Below are 24,217 nucleotides of genomic sequence, written 5' to 3' on the forward strand. Positions count from 1 at the left end.
GGAGGGCGCCGAAGCCGCCGAATTCAAGGAATCCCCCCATGAACCGCGCGACGCGCATCGCGGTGATCGTCGCCATGGCGATTGCCGTGCTGGCCCCGATCGGGCTGGTCGTCTACCAGAGCTTCCTCGACGGGCCGTTCTTCCAGCCCAAGATCTCCTTCACCCTGTCGGCCTACGAGTTCGTTCTGGACGACGAGGATTTCTTCGACGCCCTCTACAACTCGTGCGTCATCGCCTTCGGCATGACCGCCATCGCGGTGCCGGTCGGCGCTCTGCTCGCCTTCCTGATGACCCGCACCGACCTGCCGGGCCGCCGCTGGATCGAACCGGTGATCCTGGTGCCGATGTTCGTGTCGTCGGTGGTGCTGGCCTTCGGCTTCGTGGTCAGCCTCGGCCCGGCCGGCTTCGTCACGCTGTGGTTCAAGGGCGTCTTCGGCTATGTCCCCTGGTATCTCTATTCCAAGTGGATGCTGATCGTCATCGCCGGCCTGACCCACGTCCCGCACATCTTCCTCTACACCTCGTCCGCCCTGCGCAGCCTGGGCTCCGACGTCGAGGAAGCGGCGCGGATGACCGGCGCCGGCCCGCTGCGCACGGCGATGACCGTCAGCCTGCCGATGGTGATGCCGAACATCCTCTATTCGGCGGTGCTGGTCTTCTTCCTGGGATTCGAGCTGTTCGGCCTGCCGCTGGTGCTGGGCGACCCCGAAGGCATCCTGGTTCTGGCGACTTATCTCTACAAGCTGACCAACAAGCTCGGCACGCCGTCCTACCAGCTGATGGCGGTGGTCGTGGTCGCGATCATCTGCATCGCCCTGCCGCTGGTGGCCCTCCAGCGCTTCCTGCTGCGCGCCGCCAACCGCTACGTCTCGGTGAAGGGCAAGGCCGCGGCGCAGAAGCCGGTGTCGATCGGCGTCTGGCGCTGGCCGGCTGCGGCGATGATCACCGCGTGGCTGCTGTTCACCGTCGTCGTCCCGCTCAGCGGCCTCGTGCTCCGCGCCTTCGTGTCGAGCTGGGGCGAGGGCGTCAACCTGCTGGACGTGCTGACGCTGGCCCATTTCCGCGAGCTGATGGAGTTCCCCAACCTGACCCGCGGCATCGTCAACACGCTGCTGATCGCGTCGGTCGGCGGGGCGCTGTCGGTCGGCGTCTACACGGTCCTGAACCTCGCCGCCCACCGCTGGCCGTCGGGCTGGACCCGGCTGATGGACTATCTGGTCCTGCTGCCGCGCGCCATGCCGGGCCTCGTCGCCGGTCTGGCGATCTTCTGGGTGTTCCTGTTCACGCCCTTCCTGGCCCCGCTGCGCCAGACCATGATCGCCATCTGGGTCGCCTACACGCTGGTCTGGCTCGCCTACGGCATGCGTCTGGTCAGCGGCGCCCTGCTGCAGATCGGCCCCGAGCTTGAGGAAGCCGGCCGCATCGTCGGCGCCAGCCCCGGCCGGGTGTCGCGCGACCTGACCATCCCGCTGATCAAGGTCGGCCTGTTCTCCAGCTGGCTGCTGATCTTCGTCACCTTCATGCGCGAATACTCGACCGGCGTCTATCTGCTGGCCCCCGGCACCGAGGTGATCGGTTCGCTGCTGGTCTCGCTGTGGGGAACCGGCGCCGTCGATCTCGTCACCGCGCTCTCCACCGTCAACATCGCGATGATCGGCGGCGGCCTGCTGCTGATGTCGCTCTTCGGGAAACGCTCCCATGGCTAAGCTCATCATCGACGACCTGCACCTGTCCTACGGCAGCACCGAGATCCTGAAGGGCATCACCGCCACCTTCGCCCAGGGCGAGATCGTCGCCCTGCTCGGCCGGTCGGGCAGCGGCAAGACCACGCTGCTGCGCTCGATCGCCGGACTGGAGGAGCCGAAGCGCGGCGTCATCTCCATCGGCGACCAGCCGGTGTTCGACGCCGCCGCCGGCCTGAACGTGCCGTCGGAAAAGCGCGGGCTCGGTCTGGTCTTCCAGTCCTACGCGCTGTGGCCGCACAAGACGGTGTTCGAGAACGTCGCCTACGGCCTGCGCCTTCGCAACGTGCCGAAAGCGGAGCTTCAGCAGCGCGTCGCCACCGTTCTCGACGGCGTCGGCCTCGGCCATCTCGGCGACCGCTATCCGCACCAGCTGTCGGGCGGCCAGCAGCAGCGCGTCGCCCTGGCTCGCGCCCTGGTCTACAACCCGCCCGTCATCCTGCTCGACGAGCCGCTGTCGAACCTCGACGCCAAGCTGCGGGAGGAGGCGCGCATCTGGATCCGCAACCTGATCAAGCGGATGAACCTGACCGCCGTCTTCGTCACCCACGACCAGATCGAGGCGATGGCGATCGCCGACCGCATCGTCCTGCTCGACGGCGGCCGCATCGTCCAGGCCGGCACTCCCGAACAGCTCTACACCGAGCCGGTCAGCCTGTTCGCCTCGGAATTCATGGGCGTCAACAACCAGATCCGCGCCCGCGTGCAGGACAAGCGCGGCGGCTACGCCCGCATCGACCTGTCCGGCATTCCGCTGTGGGGCAAGGACCGCGCCGGCAAGTCCGTGTCGGACGAGGCGACCGGCGTGATCCGCCTGGAACAGGTCGAGGTGGTGGACGGAGACGGCGAGAATTGCGTTCCGGCGGAGCTGGAGACCTCGGTCTATCTCGGCAGCCATTGGGAGCATGTCTTCCGCTGCGGCGACCAGACCTTGCGGGCCTTCGGCCGTCCACTGTCGGCCGGCACACACTGGCTGCACCTGCCGCCGGAGCAGCTCTGGGTGTTTTGAGGGGGGCCTCTCGCGCCCCAAGATTCCCTCTCCCCCCCGGGGAGAGGGTTAGGGTGAGGGGGATGCTCCCGCCGGACCTCTTCGGCTACGCCGAACCCCCTCATCCCGACCTTCTCCCCGGGGGGGAGAAGGAGAACCCCTCAAACCTCGATCAACGCATAAGGCCGCCCCGTCTCCTTGGGGATCGTCTGCGCCACATTGTAGACCGGCGTCCCCCGCAGCGTTTTCCCGGTATAGCTCCCGTGATGCGCATGCCCATGCGCCACCGCCCGCACAGTGTCGAAGCGGTCGATGGTCTCCGCCAGCCGGGACGAGCCCAGGAAGGGAAAAATCTCCGTCGGCTCCCCCTCCACCGTCGCGGCGATGGGGGCATAGTGCAGCACGACGAAAACCCGCTCGGTGTCCAGTTGCCGCAGCGCGCTTTCCAGCCGCATCGCCTCGTTCACCGCCTCGTGGACGAACTGCTTGATCGCCGGCTCGCCGAAGCTGTCGAGCATCCGGTTTCCGAAGCCGCCGCCGAAGCCCTTCACCCCGGCGAATCCGACCCCGCCGATTTCCTGCGGCGCACCGTCCAGGAACCGCACCCCGGCCTGGGTCAGGATATGCTCGATCTCCTCGACATGGCCGCATTCGTAATCATGGTTGCCGAACACCGCGACCACCGGAATGCCGATGGAGCGCAGGGCGTCGGCCAGGATCTCCGCCTCGCGCGGCTTGCCGTGGTTGGTCAGGTCGCCGCACAGCGCCAGCACGTCCGCCTTGCCGGCGATTTCCTGGAACAGCTCGCGATAGGGGAACTGCGTCGTCTCGCCGACATGGATGTCGCCGATGGCGGCGACGGTCAGCCTGCGCTCATCCATTTCCACTCTCCCTCAGGCTCTCCTTGGTTCCCTCCTCCCCGACCACGTCGGCGAAGCCCCATTGGGTGACGTCGATCAGGTAATCCTCGCGCGAGAACAGCCGTCCCCGGCAGATGCGGGTCTGGGCGACCGGCAGCTTGGCGCGCTCCTGCATCCGCTCCAGCAACTCCGCCACCAGCCAGTCGGGGATGCGGTCGCGCTCGGTCGGATAGATGAACCGGAAGTTCAGCAGGTGGATCAGCAGCACCTCCCAATACTGCTCCATATGGGCGAGCAGCCGTTTCCAGTCGATCCTGTCATGCTGCTTCAGGATCATGTGGACCACGTCCGGCCCGTCGTACTTGTGGCGCATCTGGACGAAGGATTTGGAGAAGATCATCTCCGTCGGCGCCACCAGCCGCACGTCGGCGCCGCAGATCACCGCGCGGTGCTCCTCCTTGAACCAGCGGTCGTTGACCGGGTTGATGGCGACGGCGGAATTGAAGATGACGTCGAAGAACAGTTCCCCATGCTTCACTTTGCCGATCCAGCGCTCGTCCTCGATCTCCGTCTCGAAGCCATGGTCCTGGAAATGGGAGAGGATGCGCGGGAAGTCGCCGCCGCAACAGAAGACGTCGATGTCCTTGGTCGGCCGGTTGATCCCGGTATAGGCGCTGATGGCGTAGGTCCCGCCCAGCAGGAACGGGATGCCGGACTGGGTCAGCAGCTTCAGGCTTTCGGTATAGAAGGCCTCGGCCTCCGCGGTGACGGTGGCGCTGCCCTCACGGAGTTCGCTCATGGACCACTCCCCCAGATGCGCCGGAACGGGCACGTTGCTTCGGTACAACAGGGCAGGGCGGGAAGCGTTGCGGGGGTGGCGGTCGAGCTATCGCCCAGGCGATGTGGTTCGGTCGGAAGGAGGTGCGAGCCGCCAGCACACTGCGGAACGGTGGTCTTCGTCGGCGGCTTGAAAGAGCGGCTCAAGTCATCCAGATCCCCGAAAGCCCGGATGCTTCCCGATTTTGCAGATATCTGCAAAACTGGTTGCTGTCGTCACTCCAGGCTGGTTTAAGGGAGCACCGATCATGACGATCTATGTGACGGGGACGACGATGAGCGATGAGCAGAGGAAGGCCATCCTGGAGGCCATCGAGCGCGCCAATGAGCGAGCCGAGCGTGATGCAGGATTTGCCAAGGAGATGCTCGTCCGCGAGGGGGTTTATGAAGAGAACGGTGAGCCCGGCAAGCATTATCGGTAAAGCATGTCTGTCTTATCCAACCCCTTTGTCCTCGGCTATCATGGATGCCGCCGGGATATCGGGGAGGCTATTTTGGCCGACGCCGACCGGCACCTGAAATTCAGCGACAACGCCTGGGACTGGCTCGGCAAGGGCGTGTATTTCTGGGAGGCAGACCCACGACGTGGCTATGAGTGGGCCGTCGAAGCTTGTAAGGCGAAGGGTGGTGAGCCATTCGTGATCGGCGCTGTCATTCATCTTGGCAACTGCCTCAACCTTATGGATCGCGGTTCCCTTGACGCGCTGAAGTCCGCCTACCGATCATTCGAAAAATTCCACGCCAGATCTTTTCCCGGAAGTCCGTTACCTGAAAACAAGCGCACAACCAAGGGGCCGGCTCATAATCTCGATTGTGCGGTAATCAACCATCTGCACCAGATGCTGGCCGAGAACGTCGATGCCGATGGAAACCCAAGCCCGCTCCCACCCTTCAACTCTGTCCGGGGGCTTTATCAGGAAGATGATCCGGTCTTCGACGGATCTAAGATCTTGAGCAAGACCCACATCCAGATCGCCGTGCTGACACCGGAAACGAGCATCCAGGGCTATTTCCGTGTTCCAGAGGCGCAGTATCGCTGAACGTGATGCGGCGACACAGGCGGCCAATGGCCGTTTGCGCCAAGCCGATTTGCGCAAAGTCCTATCAATCTGAAAACTATCCTATAATCTTCCGCGAAAGCCACCATTCCGCGGAGCCTCTCCATGCCCCTCGACCAACGCACCCTCGCCGCCGAAGCCGCCGCCGACCGTTTCCCCTGCTGGGCGGAGGAGCCGCCGGTGCCCGCCGAAGGCTCGCTGGTTCCCGGATCGCAGTTCCACGAGGAACAGTGGATCATGGCCGCCGGCATGCTGGCCCGCGGCAACAGCTTCCTTCAGGTCTCCCGCGACATGGGCTGCAGCCGCACCACGCTGTGGCGCGCCTATTACGGCTCCAAGGATTTCCGCCTGCGTGTGTGGTGGGAGCGGCAGGCGCTGAACCGCGAGGCCGAGTTGCGCCTCTCCTCGCTGCGCATTCTGGTGGCCGAGCAGATCGAGCGGTTGGTGTCGGCCGGCGATCCCACCACCGTCCGCTGGCTGGCCGAGCGGCTGGGCCTGATTCCCGGGGCCGCCTCGGGCCGGGAGACCATGAGGAACACCCACAGGGACATCCCGCCCAGGGACATCCAGCCCAGGGACATCCCGCCCAGGGACATCCAGGATGCCGGGCCGCAGCCGCCCCGTCCCGAAGACCCGCCCGCCGTCACCGTCCCTGAACTCGACGACGACATTCCCGGCGCTTTGCGCGAACGCACGCCGCCCAATCCGGCCATGGTCGCCGCCATCCTGGCCCGGCCGGAAGCCGCCGGCCCGAAGGGCGTCTTCCCCTGGACCGTCAACCAGTACGAACATTACCCCAACCTCATCCCCGGCCCGGTGTCCCGCCGCGCCGCCGGTGCCTTCTCCTGGCGCCTGTCGGGACGCCCGTAGCTCTCGGCAGGTTGAAACGGCATCGGAAAAAGCGTTCCACGCCGTTCCATCCCACCGCAGGCCAGGACGGAGACAAGACCCCGCTCAAACCCCGAAATTCGGCTTCCCCGCCAGGATGTTGGACGTCACGTCCTTGATGTCGCGCAGCCCGCACATGGCCATGGTCACGTCCATTTCCTTGCGGATGATCTCCAGGCATTGGGCCACCCCGGCCTCGCCGCCGGCGCCCAGCCCATAGAGGAAGGCGCGGCCGATGAAGGTGCCCTTGGCACCCAGCGCCAGAGCCTTGACCACGTCCTGGCCGGAGCGGATGCCGCCGTCCATCAGCACCTCGATGCGGTCGCCCACCGCTTCGACGATGGCCGGCAGTGCAGCGATGGAGGACATCGCGCCGTCCAGCTGCCGCCCGCCATGGTTCGACACGATCAGCGCGTCGGCGCCCGTGTCCGCCGCCATCACCGCGTCCTCCGGATCGAGGATGCCCTTCAGGATCAGCTTGCCGCCCCAGCGGTCGCGGATGCGGCGAACGTCGTCCCAGTTCAGCGTCGGGTCGAACTGCTCTGCCGTCCAGGAGGACAGCGACGACAGGTTGCTGACGCCGGTGGCGTGGCCGACGATGTTGCGGAAGGTGCGGCGATGAGTCCGCAGCATGTTGATCGACCAGCGCGGCTTGGTCGCCATGTCCAGGATGTTGCCGATGGTCAGCTTCGGCGGGGTGGACAGTCCGTTCTTGATGTCCTTGTGGCGCTGGCCGAGGATCTGCAGGTCCAGCGTCAGCACCAGCGCCGAGCAGCCCGCCGCCTTGGCCCGGTCGATCAGCTTGTCGATGAAGGCGCGGTCGCGCATGACGTAGAGCTGAAACCAGAAGGGCTTGTCGGTGTTCTCCGCCACGTCCTCGATGGAGCAGATGCTCATCGTCGACAGGGTGAAGGGCACGCCGGCCTTGGCGGCTGCGCGGGCAGCCAGGATCTCGCCGTCGGCATGCTGCATGCCGGTCAGGCCGGTCGGGGCCAGCGCCACCGGCATCGCCACCGGCTGGCCGACCATGCTGCTGGCCAGCGTCCGGTTGGTCATGTCCACCGCCACGCGCTGGCGCAGCTTGATCCGGCCGAAGTCGGACTCGTTGGCGCGGTAGGTCGACTCGGTGTAGGAGCCGGAATCGGCGTAATCGTAGAACATCCGCGGCACGCGCCATTCCGCCAGCTGCCGCAGATCCTCGATGCAGGTGACGGGCCGGTCGGTGAACAGGTTCGCCCAGCGCGACGGCGGCCGCGACGAAGGCATGCGAACGGAGGTCATGGGGCGTGTCTCGAACGGTTGCGCGTGAAACGGAAGGGGGTGGATTTGGCCACTCCCTCCGCGCACCGTCAAGCCATGGCTGCGGCAACGCTGCCCTTTGCCCGGTTCACGCGGTGCGGATCAGCGCGCCGGCTTGGACTTGCGCTTCGGTTTGGCGTGTCCGGACTTGGGCGGCGTCATCATGGCCTTGATCATCGCCGATTGGGCCGTCGCCTGGTTGCGCCGGGCCGCCGACATCGCGGCGGAGGTCCACATGCCGCCGGCGCGGTTGGCCCAGGACAACCACGCGCTCATGAAAGGGTTCTTGGTCATCGTCGGACGACTCCGGTGCGGGAGAACTCCCATACAAACAAGGCCGACGCTCGGATGTTGCACTGCACATCCTCGCGCCACCGATCCGCCCAATTTTCCGGCAACGCCGCCGGAATCTTGGGCAGGAAACCGCATTTCCGCCCGGAGCGAATGCGTATTCACGCTGGCATATCCATTGCGTACAGGGCCGTGGGGCAGGGCAATGTCGGGGGAGCGGGCCGCATGGACGTACAGCAGCAGACCATGACGAGCGCCGCCGCGGCGCGGTTCCTGCGCGCCGCCAGGCTGTGCCGCATCCGCGACGTCGAACAGCTTCTGGTGGTCAGCGCGCTCGTCCGCGATCTCAGCGCCCTGATCCACGCCCTGCAGAAGGAACGCGGCGCCTCCTCCATCTATCTGGGCTCCAGCGGCAGCCGCTTCGCCGACGACCGCGCCCGCTGGCAGGCCGATGCCAGGGCGCTGGAAGCGGTGCTGCGCGACCGTCTGGATCTGGTGGACGAACAGCTCGACCGCCTCAGTTCCGGCGCGCAGTTCTACAGCCGCGTCGCCATCGCGCTCCACGCCCTGGATGGGCTGCCGGGCCTGCGCGGTCAGGTGTCGGCGCTGGCGCTGGTGCCACAGGATTCGGTGAAGGCCTTCACCGACATCATCGGCCATCTGCTGTCCGTGGTGTTCGAGGCCGCCGACATCGCCGCCGACCCGGCGATCTCCCGCGCCCTTGTCGCCCTGTTCAACATGGTCCAGGGCAAGGAATTCGCCGGGCAGGAGCGGGCGACCGCCAGCGCCGGATTCTCGCGCGGGCGCTTCGACGGGGCGGAGCATGCCCGCCTCGCCCAACTGATCGATGCACAGAACCGCGCCTTCCGCATCTTCGCGGAGTTCGCCGATCCCGCCCACGCCACCGCCTTCCGCACCGCCCTGGCCGACCCGGCGGTGGCGGAGGTGGAGCGGATGCGTGCGGTGGCGCTCTCCGACGATGCCCGTCACGGCGAACTGTCGGGCATCACGCCGGAGGTCTGGTTCGAACGCTCCACCCGCCGCATGGATCTGCTGAAGACGGTGGAGGACCGGCTGACCGAGGACCTCCGCCACCTGTGCGAGGCGAAGCTGGTCCAGGCCCGCGCCGATCTGGAACGGTCCGACGGCCGCACCCCCGACGCGGTGATGCCGGTCGCCATGGTGCTGGTCGACGCCGATCCGACCCTTGCAGGGCAGGACACCTCCGGCCTCTATGCCCCCGACGGGCTGCGGCCGAAGCTGATGCGCTCGGTCCTCGACGTCGTGCAGGCACAGTCGCAGCGCCTGCGCGACGTCAGCCTGGAACTGGAGACCGCCAAGGCGGCGCTCAACGAACGCAAGGTGATCGACCGCGCCAAGGGCCTGCTGATGTCCACCCGCAACCTGTCGGAGGAGGAGGCCTACAAGCTGATCCGCAAGACGGCGATGAACCAGAACAAACGAATCATCGAGGTGGCGGAGGCCATCCTCAGCATGTCCGACATCCTCCGCGGCGTCACTGCCGGCGCCCCGGCGGGAGGAGGCTGACCCGATTACTGCACCGTCCGCACCGGCGAGAAGGGCAGCCCCGCCTGATCCAGCGCCCGGTCGATCACCTCCTCGGACTTCTGGTCGAACAGCTGCAGCAGCAGGTCGTCGACCATCCAGTCGTTGGTGGGGGTGCAGGCGGTGAACAGCTCGCTGATGACCTCCGCCTGGAAATCCTCGCGGCCTGCGTCGCCGCCCTCATACTCCATCCGCTTGGCGACGCCGACCGCGACCTGGAACGGGTGGGTCAGGCCGGGGGCGACGGTCGCCTTCTTCATCAGCGCCGCCATGCCCAGCTCGCCGTCGTCCCAGGCCAGCCGGCGGGCATTCTCCTGTGGGATGCCGGCGCGCAGCGCCATGCCGGCGACGAACAGCCCGAGGTCGCCGGCGCACAGCGCCCGGAACAGCAGGACCGGCGTCAGGCGGCGGTTGGTGTGCAGCCACTGGATCACCGCGTCGATGTCCTCGGCCCCGCGCAGCACCGGGCGCAGCATGCGCATGGTCGCCGCCTCCCGCCCGCGCTCGACCAGCCGTTCGACCAGCTCGCGCGACAGGCCGTGCGCCTGCATCAGCGTGGTGCGCATGCTGTCGGAGACGAAGGCGACCACCCGTTCCACCATCGCCAGCGACAGGCCGGGGCGGGTCGCCGCCGCCTCGCTGACCATGCGGACGCGGCCGAAGCGGTCGAGCGCGCGGCTCATGGCGCTGTCCGGCACCTCGGCGCCGTCGTTGCGCAGCAGCGCGGTCACCGCGATCACGTTGCCGCGCTCGGCGATCGCGCCGGAGACGCGGGCCGAGACCTTGGAGCGGCTGGCGACCGCCACATGCTTGCCGGCATCGGGATCGGACAGCACGTCCAGCAGCAGGTCGTCCGTCAGTCCGGCGGCGTCGCGCAGGATGGGGAAGGCCACCCGGCCGACGTCGCGCACCAGCCGCTCCGCCAGATCCCCGGTCAGCAGCGGGCTGTTGCGCAGCTGCCAGGCCACCGCCTCGCGCACCGCCACCTGGGCGTCGCCGGCAAAGCAATGCACCACCTCGATCGCCAGCGACCGTTCGGCCGGGCTGAGCGCGCCTGCCTCCAGGTCATGGAACAGCTTGTTCATCGTCTCGATCCGCGTTTCCGCGTTCGGCGAGACGAGCAGCCGCTCCACGTCCTTGGCTGACAGGCCGTTGGGGTGGGGGTCGTCGGGGTGGGCGGCGGCGTGTGGCATCATGGCACCCGGCTGCGGCATCGGAGAAAACCTTCGCTCAATCGAAATCGAGGCAGGAATAACGGACCATGTCGCCCCAAAGCCGGTCGAGCCGGCGGAGCGTGCGGTAGCTGGCCTTGAGGTCGCGGACCTCGGTCTCGTTGCGGACCAGCGCCTCGGCCTGCGCCTGCTCCATCCGCCGCAGCCCCTCCCACAGCTCCCGACCCTTGTCGGTCAGCTGGAGGCGGGCGGTGCGGCGGTCGCGCTGGTTGGCGGCCCGGTTGATGTATCCGGCGTCGACCAGGATCTTCAGGCTGTAAGAGGCGTTGGAACCCAGGTAATAGCCGCGCTCCATCAGGTCGCGGACCGACAGCTCGTCCTCGCCGATCAGCATGATCATCAGTGCCTGGACCGGCCCGATGTCCTCGATCCCCTGCTTGGACAGCCCGACGCGGACGACATCGAGGTAGCGGCGGTGCATCCGCTCGATCAGGCGCGCCATGCCGTGGAAGTCGGCGAGGTCGAGAGCCTCGCCGGGCTTGCCACTCGGCTGGTCCACGGATTTGTCGTCCGGTCCCGGTTCGGGCGCGTCGTCGTCGTCCCAGTCCAGATTGCTCATCGCGTCCATGATCCCGGCTCTAGCATTGCCGTCGTCCTTCCTGCTGACTCACTCAGCCGCGGCGGCAAGACCGCGGAAGCCGTTGGGATGTGCGCTGCGCCACGCCCAGGCGCTGCCGATGATGCTGTCCAGCTCCGGGAAGCGCGGCTGCCAGCCGAGGTCGCGGCGGATGCGCTCCGACGAGGCAATCAGCACCGGCAGGTCGCCGGGGCGGCGCGGACCGACCTTCACCGGCACGCTTCTGCCGGTGATGCGTTCCACCGACGCGATCACCTCGCGCACGCTGTAGCCGGTGCCGTTGCCGAGGTTGTAGCGGACCGACCGCTCGTCCAGCGCGTCCAGCACCCGCAGATGGGCGTCGGCCAGATCGCAGACATGGATATAGTCGCGGATGCAGGTTCCGTCGCGGGTCTCATAGTCGTCGCCGAAGATTTCGATGTGCGGCCGCTTGCCGGTGGCGGCGTCCATCACCAGCGGGATCAGGTGCGTCTCCGGGCTGTGATCCTCGCCGAGCCGTCCGTTGGGATGGGCGCCCGCGGCGTTGAAGTAGCGCAGGCAGGCGGAGCGCAGTCCATGGCAGCGGTCGGCCCAATGCAGGGCGCGCTCGATCATGAACTTCGATTCGCCATAGGGGCTGCCGGGATCGATCGCCTCGTCCTCGTCGATCGGGATCCGCTTGGGCGAGCCGAACAGGTTGGCGGTGGAGGAGAAGACCAGCTTCATCACCCCCGCCTTCACCGCGGCGCGGATCAGGTTCAGCGAGGTGACGGTGTTGCCGTGCAGATAGGCGTGCGGGTCTCGCATCGATTCGCCGACCACCGACAGGGCTGCGAAGTGGAACACCGCATCGAAGCGCCATTGCCCGAACACGCGGGCCAGTGCCGCCTCGTCCGCCAGATCGGCCTGGACGAAGGTCGCCTCGGCCGGAACGGCGGCGGCATGGCCCTGGCGCAGATTGTCGAACACCACGACCTTGTGGCCGCGGTCGAGAAGCTCTGCCACACAGTGGCTGCCGACATAGCCGGCGCCGCCGGTGACGAGGATGGTTTTGGAGGTCGTCATGGAGCGTGGGTTTCCTTGAACCGGATTTTGGGCCGCAACCTGAAGCGGGCGGCCGGCATGGTGGAAGGAAAGCGGGGGCGGTGCAGGGCGGGCCGGATGGGGGGATCGCGGCGCCTTGCGAAAACTCATGCAGCGCAGCATGCACGATGTCGGACGCGTCTGACCAGATGGCTGCAAAAACTGCCACCAATGGCCTAAGACCTTCGGTGAAGTGCTGAGTTTCTGTTTTCTGTCAGTGCCTTACAGGCGCACATATACCCCTTTTTCGACTGCTGGAAAGGAGTGGAGACCGAAACTTGTCACACGTCCCTAAAATGTCCCTGGTGTAGGGCTTAAGCGTGCCAAGTCCGCCGACGCCTCCCCCCGCGTCCGAACCTGTCCAATCATAGGCGACCGCCCGATCACGGGACTGGCCGCATCCGGCATCCCCCCAGCCGGCTTCCTGTCCCGCGCCCGTCGTCGCCGGCAGCTTTTTCCGTTTGTGCCCATTTTCCAGCGCCGTACGAGCCGGCGAGTCCTCCATCAGGAAGGATCGACTATGAGTTCCGTGGATCGGCCCCTGCTGACCCAAGCCTACCGGAAGATCGGACAGGGCCTCCTGCTGGCCGGCATCCTCAGCCTGTTCGTGAACGTCCTGATGCTGGTGCTGCCGCTTTTCACCATGCAGGTCTATGACCGGGTGATGAGCAGCCGCAGCCTGGAAACGCTGACGATGCTGGCGATCATCGCGGTGGGGGCGCTGGCGCTGTACGGCGTGCTGGACTTCATCCGCGCCCGCGCCTTCCTGGTGACCAGTGCCGTGATCGCGCACCGCTTCAACGTCCCGGCGCTGGAGGCCTCGATCGTCGACGCGCTGTCTGGGGGCCCGCGCAATGCGGCGCAGACCATGCGCGACCTGAACGACCTGCGCAGCTTCATGACCAGCAGCGCCGTGACCGCCCCGCTGGAACTGGCCTGGGCGCCGATCTTCCTGGCGATCCTGTTTCTGCTGCACCCGGTCTACGGCGTGCTCGCCATCATCTCGGCGCTGGTGCTGCTGGTGATGGGCGTGCTGACCGATATGCTGACCCGGCGGCCGATGGCCCAGGCGAACGAGGCCTCGGCCCGCGTCTTCGCCGACATCGCCGGCACCGTCCGTCATGCGGAAGCGATCGAGGCGATGGGCATGCTGCCGGCCCTGGCCCGGCGCTGGCAAGCGGCGCAAAGCGGATCGGCCGGGATGATCGACCGCGGCGCCACGCTGTCGCGTGGGCTGGCGGCGTCCTCCCGCTCGCTGCGGATGATCCTTCAGGTCGGCGTGATCGCGGCCGGCGCCACGCTGGTAATCGACAATCTGGTGACCCCCGGCAGCATGATGGCCGCCGGCCTCATCACCGGGCGGCTGCTGCACCCCTTCGAACAACTGGTGGACGGCTGGCGCCAGTGGGTAAAGGCGCTGGAGGCGCATCGCCGCATCCGCGACCTGCTGAACAACGGCGCTTCGGCCCGCTCGACCATGCCGCTGCCGCAACCCACCGGCGCGCTGACCGTCGACCGCGTCAGCCACGTGCCGGCCGGGATGAGCCGCCCGGTGCTGCGCAACGTCTCCTTCGCGATCGAGGCGGGGGAGGTGCTGGGCGTCATCGGCCCGTCGGGCGCCGGCAAATCGACGCTGGCCCGCCTGCTGGTCGGCGTCTGGCAGCCGACGGCCGGCGGCATCTATCTGGACGGCACCAGCACCTATCTGTGGGAGCGTGAGAGCTTCGGCAAATATGTCGGCTACGTGCCGCAGTCGGTGGCGTTGCTGGACGGCACCATCGGCGAGAATATCTCCCGCATGGCCAGCGCCGATCCGGCGGAGATCGTCCGCGCCGCCCGGCTGGCGGGCGTGCACGAGATGATCGGCCGCTTGCCTTTCGGTTACGACACGCCGGTGGGCGACAGCGCCTTTTCCCTGTCCGGCGGCCAGCGGCAGCGCATTGCGCTTGCCCGCGCCCTGTTCGGCCGTCCGCGCCTGCTGGTGCTGGACGAGCCCAACTCCAACCTTGACCATGAAGGCGAGCAGGCATTGCTGAACGCCGTTCACAAGGTGAAGGCCGACGGCACGACGGTGGTGATGATTGCCCATCGTCCGTCCATCGTCGCCATCGCCGACAAGCTGGTGGTGATGAAGGAGGGCGCCGTCGAGCATTTCGGCGCCCGCAGCGACGTCCTGAAACTGGTGCAGCCGGGCGGCGTACCCGCTGGCGTGACCCGTCTCGTCCGCAGTGGAGAACAACGATGACCGGCGAAACGCCCCTTCTGTCGTCCCAGCCCGTCTGGACCGCGACCATCGACATGGCGCCGGTCGAACCGTCGCTTCGGGGTACCGCCCTGGCGGGAGCGCTGGCCGTGCTGGTGGGATTCGGCGGCTTCCTGACCTGGGGCTTCACCGCCAGCCTGGACAGCGCCGCCCTTGCCGCCGGTACGGTAATGGTGGAAAGCCACCGCAAGACCGTCTCCCATCTTGAGGGCGGCATCCTGCGCGACCTGCTGGTCAAGGACGGCGACCTCGTGCAGGCCGGCCAAGTGCTGCTGCGGATGGACTCCACGCAAAGCCAAGCGGTGGTCGCGCAGCTGCAGGGGCAGTATTGGACGGCATTGGCAAAGATGGGCAGGCTGCGCGCCGAACAGTCGGACGCGGCCAATCCACTGTTCGCCGATGAATTGGTCAAGGCCGCTCGTGACAATCCGGTGGCGGCCGAGGCGATGGCGGTCGAAGAACGGCTGTTCCGCTCCCGCCATGACAGCTACGTGGCCCAGCTGGGGATCCAGCGCAAGCAAATCTCCCAGCTGCGCGACGAGATCGTGGCGCTGGAGGCCCAGCGCGTCGCCACCGCCGATCGGCTGCGTTACACCCAGGACGAGTTGCGGGTGGTGCAGGGCCTGCTGGCCAAGGGTTATGAGCGCAAGCCGCGGATGCTGGAGCTTCAGCGCAACGTAGCCGACTCCGAAGGCCGGCTGGGCGAGCTGATGGCGAACAAGTCCAAGGCGGAACAGGCCATCGCCGCTGCCGAACTGACCATGATCAACATCGGCAACACCCGCCGGTCGGAGGTCTCGACCGACCTGCAGGCGGCCCAGGCCAGCGTTTCAGACCTGTCGGAACGGTTGCGCAGCGCCGACGACGTGCTGCTGCGGCAGGCGGTCACCGCGCCCCAGGCCGGGCGGGTCACGGGGCTGAAGTTCTTCACCTCCGGCGGCGTGATCCCCGCCGGCGCCGGCATTCTCGACATCGTGCCGCAGGACGACGCCATGATCGTGGAGGCGCGCGTCTCACCGCATGATGTCCAGAATGTGGAGGTCGGCAGCAAGGCCATGGTGAAGCTGACCGGCTACCGTCAGCGTGCCGTGCCGCCGGTGGCGGGGCAGGTGGTGTCGCTGTCGGCAGACCAGCTGGAGGACGAGCGCACCGGCGCCTATTACTTTGCGGCGCGGATCAGCATGGATGCGGCGGAACTGAAGGCCCTGCCCAATGTCGAGCTGCATCCCGGCATGCCGGCCGAAGTAATGATCCATGGCCACGCCCGCCGCGCCATCGATTACTTCCTGACACCGCTGACAGATGGCCTGCAGAGAGCCTTCCGCGAGCGGTAAGCGTAACCGCCATCCCCCCGGTCCTCCCCCGTTCGGGCCGGTGCGGGCTGGGGTGCTTGCCTGGGTATCCATCCCCTGCCAAGCGGCCCCGTGGAAGGGCCGGCGTCCCCCACGCCGGCCCTTTTGCACATCCGCGAATGGGACAAGGTGACAGGCGACAACCCATCCTTTGCTTCTGTGGCTTTGTTCGGACCGCCCGGATTTGAAAACTATCCTTTAACGAAAATCGGTCTTGGTTGATGTCGACACGGGTCCGCGGGCTCCTCGGAGTCAGAATGAGGGATAGGCCATCATTTTTTAAGACGGAAACTGCTTAGAATTTCGATGTAAATCAGACTAACTGTCTTTTTGAAAATATCGACAATGCGCTCTACTGCAAGAATCCGTTGTCTTGACTCAACTTTCTCTTCCATGTGCCCGAGTTTTATCACACTATCCGCCCTATAGATTTGGTTACACCGAAAGGCGAGCTCAGCCTTTCGAGCGAGGCCGAAAGACGGCCCAACAATCCCAATCACATCGCAAGGAGACACCTACGATGGCTACGGTTCCTGGGGGCAGCTACGACGTGCATGTCGGCACGAATCATGACGATCTGCTGGTTGGCGGACAGGGGAACGACCTGGTGCTGGGGGGCAACGGGAACGACACTCTGCTCGGCGGCGATGGACATGACGCTCTGTTCGGGGGGAACGGTGCGGACGTGATCCATGGCGGCACCGCGGCGGACGTGCTGCTGGGGGGTAACGGCAACGACATCATCGACGGCGGTTCGGGCGACGACATCATCCTGGGGGGGAATGGTGACGACGTTCTGATCGGCGGCGCCGGTCGCGACGTGCTGGATGGCGGCAACGGCAATGACGTGCTGTCCGGGGGGGACGGCAACGACATTCTGACCGGCGGCAAGGGTGACGACATCCTGTCCGGCGGCGGCCACGACGACATCCTCGACGGCGGCAAGGGCAACGACATCCTGCATGGCGGCACCGGCAACGACATGCTGTCCGGCGGCGACGGCAACGACGTGCTGTTCGGCGATGACGGCAACGACATCCTGGACGGCGGCAAGGGCAACGACATCCTGTCCGGCGGCGCCGGTCACGACGTCTTCATCTTCTCCGGCGGCGGTGGCCAGGACGTGGTCCTGGACTTCAAGGCCGGCGAGGACGTCCTGCAGATCTCCCGCAACATCAACGGTCTGAAGGTGACCGACGCCGCCGATCTGGCCGCCCGCGTCACCGACCAGCATGGCGACGCCGTGATCGACCTCGGCCATGGCGACAGCATCACGCTGAAGGGTGTCTCGGCCGCAGACATCCACAACCACCCGAACGACTTCTTCGTCATTCACTGATCGGGCACTGATCGTCCGACGCTTTTTCAAACGTCTGACGAGAGGGACGGACCGGTGGTGTCAAGGCCGCCGCCGGTCCCCCTTTGCCTGAAGTCCACCTTCTTTGACTTTCAAACCCATCGACGCTGCCGGAATCCCAATCATGACCGTCATCGCCGTCCTGCCGAATTCGGTGTCGATCGCCCCCGCCCAACGTCTGGCGCTGGGCCGCCGCTTCCTCCTCGTCTCCTGGACCATGGACGGGAAGGTGGACGGCACGGCCGATCCGGTCGGCCCGATCACGCCGAGCGTCGACGGCGAGCCGGTGCGTCCGCCCTTCACCACGCTGACCGTCGAGACCGGCTGGGGCGGGCGGCGCGTCCTGTCGATCCTGCCGGCACCGCGCGACCCGCGGATGCCCATCCATTTCATCGCCAACAACCGCGTGATCGCCGAACTTCGCACCGAATCCGGCGCCGCCGATCTGGACGCCACCGGGCTGCTCGGCAGCCTGGACGGCGCGGCCCGGCTGCGGGTGTTGCGCTTCCTGTTCGATTTCGCCTGCTCCACCCCGGCGCTTCGCCGCGATGCCGCCTTCGCTGGCCTGTGCCGCCGGCTGGTGCTGGACCGTGCGGCGGAGCCGGCCGATCTGGCGGTCCGCGCGACGGCGGGCGGTGGCCTTCTGCTGTGTGCCGGCGCGCTGTCCGGCCGTTTCGGCGCCATCAATGGTCTGGTGGTACTGTCGCCGAACACGGTGGCACGGGCGCCATTCGATGCCTGCATCGGTGCCGATCCGGCTGGGAAGGGGCGCATCGCCTTCGACCTGCTGATCGACCACGGGTTGTGCGCGCCGGGCAACTTGCTGGTGGTGCTGGGCGCCAACGGCGTCGCCTGCCGCCGCTTCCCCGAAGAACCGGTCGGCCTCCCGACCCTGACCGACCGCCTGAACGCCCGTCCCGACACGCCCGCCACCCTTCGCCATTATCTGCTGACCTGCCTCGCCCAGCGTGGCCGCAGCGATGCGTCCGCCGCCTCGGCGGTCAGCGAGTTGCAGGCGCTGGCCCCGCTGCCGCGCCGGCAGGCGGCCGATGCCAAGCGGCCGATCGGCGCCTCGCTCGACCTCGCGGTTCCCACGTCCGACGGCGGGCTGTTCCTTGCCGGCTGGCTGCACGATCCCCATGCGCTGGCGGCGGAACTGGTGGTGCGCACTCCCTTCGGCGGCGAACGCCGGGTGGAGCGCTTCGCCCACCGTTTCCCGCGCGAGGATGTCGCCAAGCTCTACGCCACCTCGGGCATCGACCGCAGCGGCTTCATCCTGCATCTGCCGGGTACGCCCGAACCGGCGGAGGCGCTTCAGGTGACGGCGGAGCTTCGGCTGGCGTCGGGCGGCGCGCTGCGCCTCGTCCCGCCGCCGCGTCCACGCGCCCATGCCGACGCCCGCGCCGCCGTGCTGGGCAGCCTGCCGCCACGCTTCGCCACGCCGGAACTGCTGGAGACCGTCATCGGCCCAGCCGTCGCCCCGCTGCACGCCGCCCATCTCGCCACCCGTGGCGAGCCGGAACTGGTCGTCTACGGCGAGCGCAAGGCCAAGCCCGCGGTGTCGGTGATCATCCCGCTCTACCGCACGCTGGAATTCCTGCGTTTTCAGATCGCGTGTTTCGCCACCGATCCGGCGATGGCCGACGCCGAACTGGTCTTCGTGCTCGACAGCCCGGAGCAGCGCGACGAGGTGGTGCATCTGCTGCGCGGCTTCCATGGCCTCTATGGCCTGCCGATGCTGCTGCTGGTGCAGAGCGCCAACTACGGCTACTCCGCCGCCAACAATGCCGGCGTCGCGGTGGCCCGCGGCAACCGTCTGCTGTTCCTCAATTCCGACGTCGTGCCCGACCGCGCCGGCTGGCTGCCGCAACTGGTCGCGGCGCTGGAGGAACGTCCGGGTATCGGCGCGGTGGGGCCGAAACTGCTGTTCGATGACGACAGTCTCCAGCATGCCGGCCTCTATTTCGACCGCGATCTGCAGGGCGCCTGGTACAACCACCATTACTTCAAGGGCCTGCCGCGCGACTTCGCCGCCGCCTGCCGTCCGCGCGCGGTTCCCGGCGTCACCGGCGCCTGCCTGCTGACCACGCGGGCCGCCTACACCGCCGCCGGCGGCTTCTGCGAGGACTACATCATCGGCGACTTCGAGGATTCGGACCTCTGCCTGCGCATTCGCGGCCAGGGTCTCGACATCCGCTATGCCCCGGCGGTCGAGCTTTACCATCTGGAGCGCCGCTCCATCGGCCGGCACCAGGGCTACACCCGCGGAGTCGCCTCCGAATACAACCGCTGGCTCCATGGCCGCCGCTGGGCCGACCGCATGGCCGAGCTGATGGCGCGCGACTGGTGCGCCGACGACGAGGCACGGCCTTCCAAGGCCGGCCGCAGCCGCAAGACCGCACAGGTGACCCGATGAATGCGCTTCTGCCGACCCCGCAGCTTGCAGTCCTGCGCCGCCAGACCGATCCGCGGCTGGAATGGCTCTGCGCCCAGATCGCGCGCAACCGCTTCCTGCCGGTGCCGCCGTCCGAACTGCATTTCATCGGCGACGGCGATTTCCGCGCCATCGGGGCGGAGTTCCTGCGCCATTTCGTTCGTCTCGGCGGCCTGCGTCCCGACCACAAGGTGCTGGAGATCGGCTGCGGCGTCGGCCGCATGGCCCTGCCGTTGACGCAATATCTCGATTCGTCCTACGACGGCATCGACATCGTGCTGGACGGCATCCGCTGGTGCGCCTCGACCATCACGCCGGCCTATCCGGAGTTCCGCTTCCACCATCTCGACGTCGCCAACGGCCTTTACAATCCCGACGGCAGGATCGAAGGGGAGACGGCGACGCTGCCCTTCAAGGCGGCATCCTACGACTTCGTCATCCTGACCTCGGTCATCACCCATCTGCGCACGGCCGACACCGAGCGCTACGCGGCGGAGATCGCGCGTGTGCTGAAGCCGGGCGGGCGCTGCTTCCTCAGCCTGTTCCTGGCCGACGCCACCGCCCGCGCCGGCATCGCCAAGGGCACCGCGCGGCCGCCGTTCCGCGATGATCCGGGCCGCGATGCGCCGGGAGTGGAACTGCTGGCCGATCCGGAGCACCCCAACGCCGCCGTCGCCTATGACGAGGCGTTCCTGCTCGGCCGCTTCGCCGCCCATGGCCTGCGCCCGGCGCGTCCGGTGATGCGCGGGCATTGGAGCGGCCAGCGCGAGGCGGAAAACTTCCAGGACCTGCTGGTTCTGGAGAAGGGGGCCATGCCATGAGCCGCCGCCGCCTTCCGCTGCTTCCCGCCAACCACACTGCCGCCCGTCCCGCCCCGCGCCAGCCGGCGCGCCCGCTGGTCGCCGCCCGGCCGCCGCGGGTGCTGCTGATCGCGCACAACCATCCGAGCCTGCATCCCGGCGGCACCGAGATCTTCGCGCACGAGCTGTTCGGCGGCCTGAAGGCGGCGGGGGCGGAATGCCTGTTCCTGGCCTGCACCAACGATACCCACCGCGCGCCGCGTCCCGGCACAGGCTTCCAGACGCTGGGCCGCAGCGCCGACGAGGTGCTGCTGTGGGCCGGTCATTTCGATCATTTCCACCAGAGCCAGATCGACCTGCACGGGCTGGTTCCCGACCTGTCCAACCTGCTGCGCGCCTTCCGGCCCGACATCGTGCATGTGCATCACACGCTGCTGTTGGGCGTGGAGATGCTGTTCCTGATCCGCCGCGTCTGCCCGGATGCGAAGATCGTCTACACTCTGCACGACTATTACCCGATCTGCGCCAATGACGGGCAGATGGTCACGCCGCCGCGCGGTGAGGGCGGACGCGCGCTGTGCGGCAAGGCGTCGCCCGATGCCTGTCACCGCTGCTTCCCCGACAGGCCGGCCGACCAGTTCCTGCTGCGCGAGAAGCACATCAAGGCGATGTTCGGGCTGGTCGACCAGTTCCTGGCACCGAGCCGCTTCCTGCGCGACCGCTATGTCGCCTGGGGCCTCGACCCCGCCCGCATCGAGGTGATGGCGAACAGCCGGCCGGCGGTGGAGCCGGCTCCGAGGCGCGACCTCGCCCCCGGTGCTGCGCGCGACGCCTTCGCCTATTTCGGCAACCTGAATCCATTCAAGGGCGTCACCGTGGCGCTCGACGCCGTCGCCCGCATGGCGCGGCAGGGGCTCTTCCCCTCGCTCGCCGTCCATGGCGGCAGCCTCTATCAGGCGCCGGAGTTCCGCCAGCGCGTGGCCGACGGCTTCGACGCGACGAACGGCCTTGCCACCGCCCATGGTCCCTATCGGCCGCAGGAGATGCCGGCGCTGATGGCTGCCGCCGACTGGGTGGTGATGCCGTCGATCTGGTGGGAAAACGCGCCGCTGGTGATCCAGGAGGCCTTCCAGCACCGCCGGCCGGTCATCGTCAGCGGCATCGGCGGCATGGCGGAGGCGGTGCGCGACGGCATCGACGGCCTGCATGTCCGTCCCAACGACGCGGCCGACCTCGCCCGCGTCATGACCCGTGCCATGACCGAACCCGATCTGTGGGAGCGGCTGTCGGCCAACATCCCCGCCGTCCGCCCGACGGAGGAGGCCGCGTCGCTCCACCTCGCGCTCTACGGCGAACTTCTGTCATCCGCACCCGCCGCTCTCAACCAGGGGAACCGCACCCGATGAAGGACCGCAGCACCAAGGCCGACATCACCGCCGCCGTCCTGCTGGACGAGGACACGCTGATGCTGTTCGGCGCTATCGACCAGCCCCTGCCGGCCGACAGCGCGGTGATGCTGGACGGCATGATCGACGGACGGTTCCGTGGCGGCTGCTGGACCGACGCGGCGGGGGAGCGCTGGTTCCTGGGCGCCATCCGTGTCACCGGGCTGGCCCACATGCGCCCGTCCCGCATCGAGATCGAGGATGCCCGGGGCAAGCATCTGCTGCTGCCGCGCCTGTCCAATGTCCGCACCAACCCCGCCCATCTCGTCGCAGCACTGCGCGAGGTGCAGCCGCAGTCGCTCGGCGTGGCGCTGGATGTCGCCGTGACCCTGCTGTCCGGCCCGGAGATGGGCGAGGGCGAAGCGGGGGACGGCGACCGCCGCACCCGCCTGCTGTCGGGTCTTGCCCATGAAGCCTCCCGCCCCGACGGGTTCGCCGAGGTGCTGGGGCGCTTCCGCGACGGCGCGCTGATGGTGCAGGGCTGGTCGCACGGCTTTCCGGCCGGCACCGCTCCCGTGCTGGTCGAGGCCGACGATCTGCGCTCCCATGCCAGCGCCGCCGCGCCCTTCCACCGCCCGGACCTGCCGGACGATGCCTCCGGTTTGCTGACCGTTCTGGAAGGCCCGGTCGCCGCCCCCGACACCATCCGCCGCATCCATTTCCGCGCCGCCGACGGCTGGCGCCATCTGGCGATCTTCGAACACCGGCAGTTGCTGGCCGACGGCGTCGCCTCCGCCCATGCCCGCGACATGCTGGGCCAGTTGCAGGGCGATGCCGCCCGCCGCGGTGTCGCAGCCGCCATCGCCGCCCGCTACAACGGGGTGGAGACGGTATCGCAGATCCAGGCGCCGGTGCGTATGGGGCTGGACATGGCGGTGCGCGTTCCGGGCGCCGGGCTGTTCGTCTGCGGCTGGCTGCTCGACCCCACCCAGGCGGTTCGCGCGGTGACCGTCAAGGGTGGTGGCATGACGGCGCGGCTGGACACCGACTGGTCGCGGCTGGCCCGCAAGGACGTGTCCGAGGCATTCGCTCACGACCCGATGTTCGCCGGCCGTCTGCTGCCGGGCAATGACGGCCACGGCTTCACCGCCTTCGCCCGCGAACCGGCCGGCATCGCCGCCGACGTCGAGTTCCATCTGGAACTGACGCTGGCCGACGGCATCGCCTTTCTGCCGCTGCCCTGCCAGCCGCCGACCGGTGACGCGCTGCGCCGCATGCTGGGTGCGGTCAATCCCGACAGCCCGTCCATCGACCGCGTCATCGCCACCCATCTCGGGCCGATGCTGCGCATGGCTGCGTCCGGGCAGCCGGCTCCCTCCTCCGTCCTGCACCCGATGGGCCGCGCGGTGAAGAGCCCGCGCGTGTCGGTGATACTGCCGGTCTGCGACGGGCGCGAGGATGTGGACCTGAACCTTGCCCGCATGGCCAACGACTCGGACTTCGCCGAAGCGGAAATCCTGGTGGTGGCCGGTGCCGGCACCCATGAACGGCTGGCCGGCATGGTCCGGCAAGCCGCCGGCTTCTACCGGCTGGCGGTCGGCTTCGTCGCGGCACCCACCGCCGCCGATCCGTTCGAAGCGGTCGCGGCATCCCTGCCGCATGTCCGCGCCGACCGCGTCCTGCTGCTGTCGCCGTCGGTTCTGCCGACCGAGCGCGGCTGGCTGTCGGCGCTGGAGCGTGCGATCCGCAAGCCGAACGCCGTGGGCTCCGCAGCACTGGCGCCGGTGATGGCCAGCCCGACCCTTCTGTATGAGGACCATTCCGTCCGCTTCGCCGGCATCGTCGCGGTGGAAGGGCCGGGCGGCGTCCTCACCTACGAGCGCCGCTTCGCCGGCTATCCGCGCGACTGGCTGAAGGAGCAGGAGGTGTCGGCGGTCGATGCCGCGTCGGCCGACTGCGCGCTGCTGCCGCGCGAGCTGCTGGTGCGGGCGATGGCCGACGGCGGCCGCTATCTCGGGCCGGAGCCGAAGGGGTTGGACCTGTGCCTGCGGGTGCGGGCGGCCGGCGGTTCCTGCCTGTGGCTGCCGAAGGTCCGGCTGGTGGCGGTTGACGAACAGTCCCGCCACGCCCGCGACCCCCGGCTGGAGCGCATGAGCGCGCTGGTCGACGAATGGAACTTCGCGGAGCGCTGGAAGGCGTCGATCGCGGCCTGAGTTATTGACCCTA

Annotated in this window: 20 protein-coding genes; 13 read left to right on the plus strand and 7 right to left on the minus strand. The window is 67.8% G+C overall.

Annotated elements, in window-relative coordinates; all coding sequences use genetic code 11:
- Window positions 1–38: 38 nt before the first annotated feature.
- Both PWS46_RS18855 and PWS46_RS18860 read left to right on the plus strand, forming a co-directional pair.
- Complete coding sequence (locus PWS46_RS18855) at window positions 39–1,706, plus strand: ABC transporter permease (protein WP_434622944.1); 1,668 nt, start codon at window positions 39–41, stop codon at window positions 1,704–1,706.
- A complete protein-coding gene (locus tag PWS46_RS18860; protein ID WP_434622945.1) occupies window positions 1,699–2,751 on the plus strand; it encodes an ABC transporter ATP-binding protein in 1,053 nt (350 codons plus the stop codon). Before PWS46_RS18855 ends, PWS46_RS18860 begins: the two co-directional genes overlap by 8 nt.
- 140 nt (window positions 2,752–2,891) lie before the next feature.
- Here the strand turns inward: PWS46_RS18860 and PWS46_RS18865 are convergent, their stop codons facing one another.
- Window positions 2,892–3,611 (minus strand): metallophosphoesterase family protein, encoded by a 720-nt coding sequence (locus PWS46_RS18865; protein WP_434622946.1) that lies wholly within the window; start codon window positions 3,609–3,611, stop codon window positions 2,892–2,894.
- On the minus strand, window positions 3,604–4,389 hold the full coding sequence (locus PWS46_RS18870) for a hypothetical protein (RefSeq protein WP_434622947.1): 786 nt from the start codon (window positions 4,387–4,389) through the stop codon (window positions 3,604–3,606). The genes PWS46_RS18865 and PWS46_RS18870 overlap by 8 nt, the downstream gene beginning before the upstream one ends.
- Window positions 4,390–4,675: 286 nt before the next feature.
- Here PWS46_RS18870 and PWS46_RS18875 point away from each other — a divergent pair, with 286 nt between their 5' ends.
- The 3 genes from PWS46_RS18875 to PWS46_RS18885 all read left to right on the plus strand — a co-directional run bounded on the left by PWS46_RS18875 (window position 4,676) and on the right by PWS46_RS18885 (window position 6,355).
- On the plus strand, window positions 4,676–4,849 hold the full coding sequence (locus tag PWS46_RS18875) for a hypothetical protein (RefSeq protein ID WP_434622948.1): 174 nt from the start codon (window positions 4,676–4,678) through the stop codon (window positions 4,847–4,849).
- Window positions 4,850–4,921: 72 nt separating this feature from the next.
- Window positions 4,922–5,467 carry a hypothetical protein gene (locus tag PWS46_RS18880; protein WP_434622949.1) on the plus strand — a complete coding sequence of 182 codons (546 nt, stop codon included), beginning with the start codon at window positions 4,922–4,924 and terminating at the stop codon, window positions 5,465–5,467.
- A gap of 123 nt (window positions 5,468–5,590) precedes the next feature.
- On the plus strand, window positions 5,591–6,355 hold the full coding sequence (locus tag PWS46_RS18885; protein WP_434622950.1) for a hypothetical protein: 765 nt from the start codon (window positions 5,591–5,593) through the stop codon (window positions 6,353–6,355).
- Window positions 6,356–6,439: 84 nt separating this feature from the next.
- Here PWS46_RS18885 and PWS46_RS18890 read toward each other — a convergent pair whose 3' ends face one another.
- Together PWS46_RS18890 and PWS46_RS18895 are read right to left on the minus strand one after the other, a co-directional pair.
- A complete protein-coding gene (locus PWS46_RS18890) occupies window positions 6,440–7,654 on the minus strand; it encodes an alpha-hydroxy acid oxidase (protein WP_434622951.1) in 1,215 nt (404 codons plus the stop codon).
- Window positions 7,655–7,774: 120 nt separating this feature from the next.
- Entirely contained in the window at window positions 7,775–7,966 is a 192-nt protein-coding gene (locus PWS46_RS18895; protein ID WP_434622952.1) for a hypothetical protein, read from the minus strand.
- 222 nt (window positions 7,967–8,188) lie between these two features.
- Between PWS46_RS18895 and PWS46_RS18900 the strand changes: the two genes are divergently transcribed.
- Window positions 8,189–9,511 carry a nitrate- and nitrite sensing domain-containing protein gene (locus PWS46_RS18900; RefSeq protein WP_434622953.1) on the plus strand — a complete coding sequence of 441 codons (1,323 nt, stop codon included), beginning with the start codon at window positions 8,189–8,191 and terminating at the stop codon, window positions 9,509–9,511.
- A 5-nt stretch (window positions 9,512–9,516) separates the two neighbouring features.
- On the opposite strand, the gene PWS46_RS18905 is transcribed toward PWS46_RS18900, so the two are convergent.
- From PWS46_RS18905 to galE, 3 genes are read right to left on the minus strand one after another with little or no spacing between them, the layout of a single operon-like run.
- A complete protein-coding gene (locus tag PWS46_RS18905) occupies window positions 9,517–10,743 on the minus strand; it encodes a DUF2336 domain-containing protein (protein WP_434622954.1) in 1,227 nt (408 codons plus the stop codon).
- 16 nt (window positions 10,744–10,759) lie between these two features.
- Entirely contained in the window at window positions 10,760–11,320 is a 561-nt protein-coding gene (locus PWS46_RS18910; protein ID WP_434622956.1) for a winged helix DNA-binding protein, read from the minus strand.
- A gap of 48 nt (window positions 11,321–11,368) precedes the next feature.
- A complete protein-coding gene (gene galE, locus PWS46_RS18915) occupies window positions 11,369–12,382 on the minus strand; it encodes a UDP-glucose 4-epimerase GalE (RefSeq protein ID WP_434622958.1) in 1,014 nt (337 codons plus the stop codon).
- A gap of 538 nt (window positions 12,383–12,920) precedes the next feature.
- On the opposite strand from galE, the gene PWS46_RS18920 reads away from it, so the two are divergent.
- The 7 genes from PWS46_RS18920 (at window position 12,921) to PWS46_RS18950 (ending at window position 24,204) form a co-directional block, all read left to right on the plus strand.
- A complete protein-coding gene (locus tag PWS46_RS18920; RefSeq protein WP_434622960.1) occupies window positions 12,921–14,645 on the plus strand; it encodes a type I secretion system permease/ATPase in 1,725 nt (574 codons plus the stop codon).
- A complete protein-coding gene (locus PWS46_RS18925; RefSeq protein WP_434622962.1) occupies window positions 14,642–15,997 on the plus strand; it encodes an HlyD family type I secretion periplasmic adaptor subunit in 1,356 nt (451 codons plus the stop codon). The genes PWS46_RS18920 and PWS46_RS18925 overlap by 4 nt, the downstream gene beginning before the upstream one ends.
- A gap of 538 nt (window positions 15,998–16,535) precedes the next feature.
- Window positions 16,536–17,354, plus strand: a complete 819-nt coding sequence (locus PWS46_RS18930; RefSeq protein WP_434622963.1) for a calcium-binding protein — start codon at window positions 16,536–16,538, stop codon at window positions 17,352–17,354.
- A gap of 142 nt (window positions 17,355–17,496) precedes the next feature.
- The gene (locus PWS46_RS18935) at window positions 17,497–19,788 is read left to right on the plus strand and encodes a glycosyltransferase (RefSeq protein WP_434622964.1); all 2,292 of its coding nucleotides are present in this window, start codon (window positions 17,497–17,499) and stop codon (window positions 19,786–19,788) included.
- Window positions 19,785–20,627: a class I SAM-dependent methyltransferase gene (locus PWS46_RS18940; RefSeq protein WP_434622965.1), complete on the plus strand. Its 843-nt coding sequence runs from the start codon at window positions 19,785–19,787 to the stop codon at window positions 20,625–20,627. Before PWS46_RS18935 ends, PWS46_RS18940 begins: the two co-directional genes overlap by 4 nt.
- Entirely contained in the window at window positions 20,624–22,012 is a 1,389-nt protein-coding gene (locus PWS46_RS18945) for a glycosyltransferase family 4 protein (RefSeq protein ID WP_434622966.1), read from the plus strand. Before PWS46_RS18940 ends, PWS46_RS18945 begins: the two co-directional genes overlap by 4 nt.
- Window positions 22,009–24,204 (plus strand): hypothetical protein, encoded by a 2,196-nt coding sequence (locus PWS46_RS18950; protein ID WP_434622967.1) that lies wholly within the window; start codon window positions 22,009–22,011, stop codon window positions 24,202–24,204. Before PWS46_RS18945 ends, PWS46_RS18950 begins: the two co-directional genes overlap by 4 nt.
- The last annotated feature ends 13 nt before the right edge of the window (window positions 24,205–24,217 follow it).

The organism is Azospirillum sp. B2RO_4, from assembly GCF_051124815.1.
GTDB lineage: Bacteria > Pseudomonadota > Alphaproteobacteria > Azospirillales > Azospirillaceae > Azospirillum.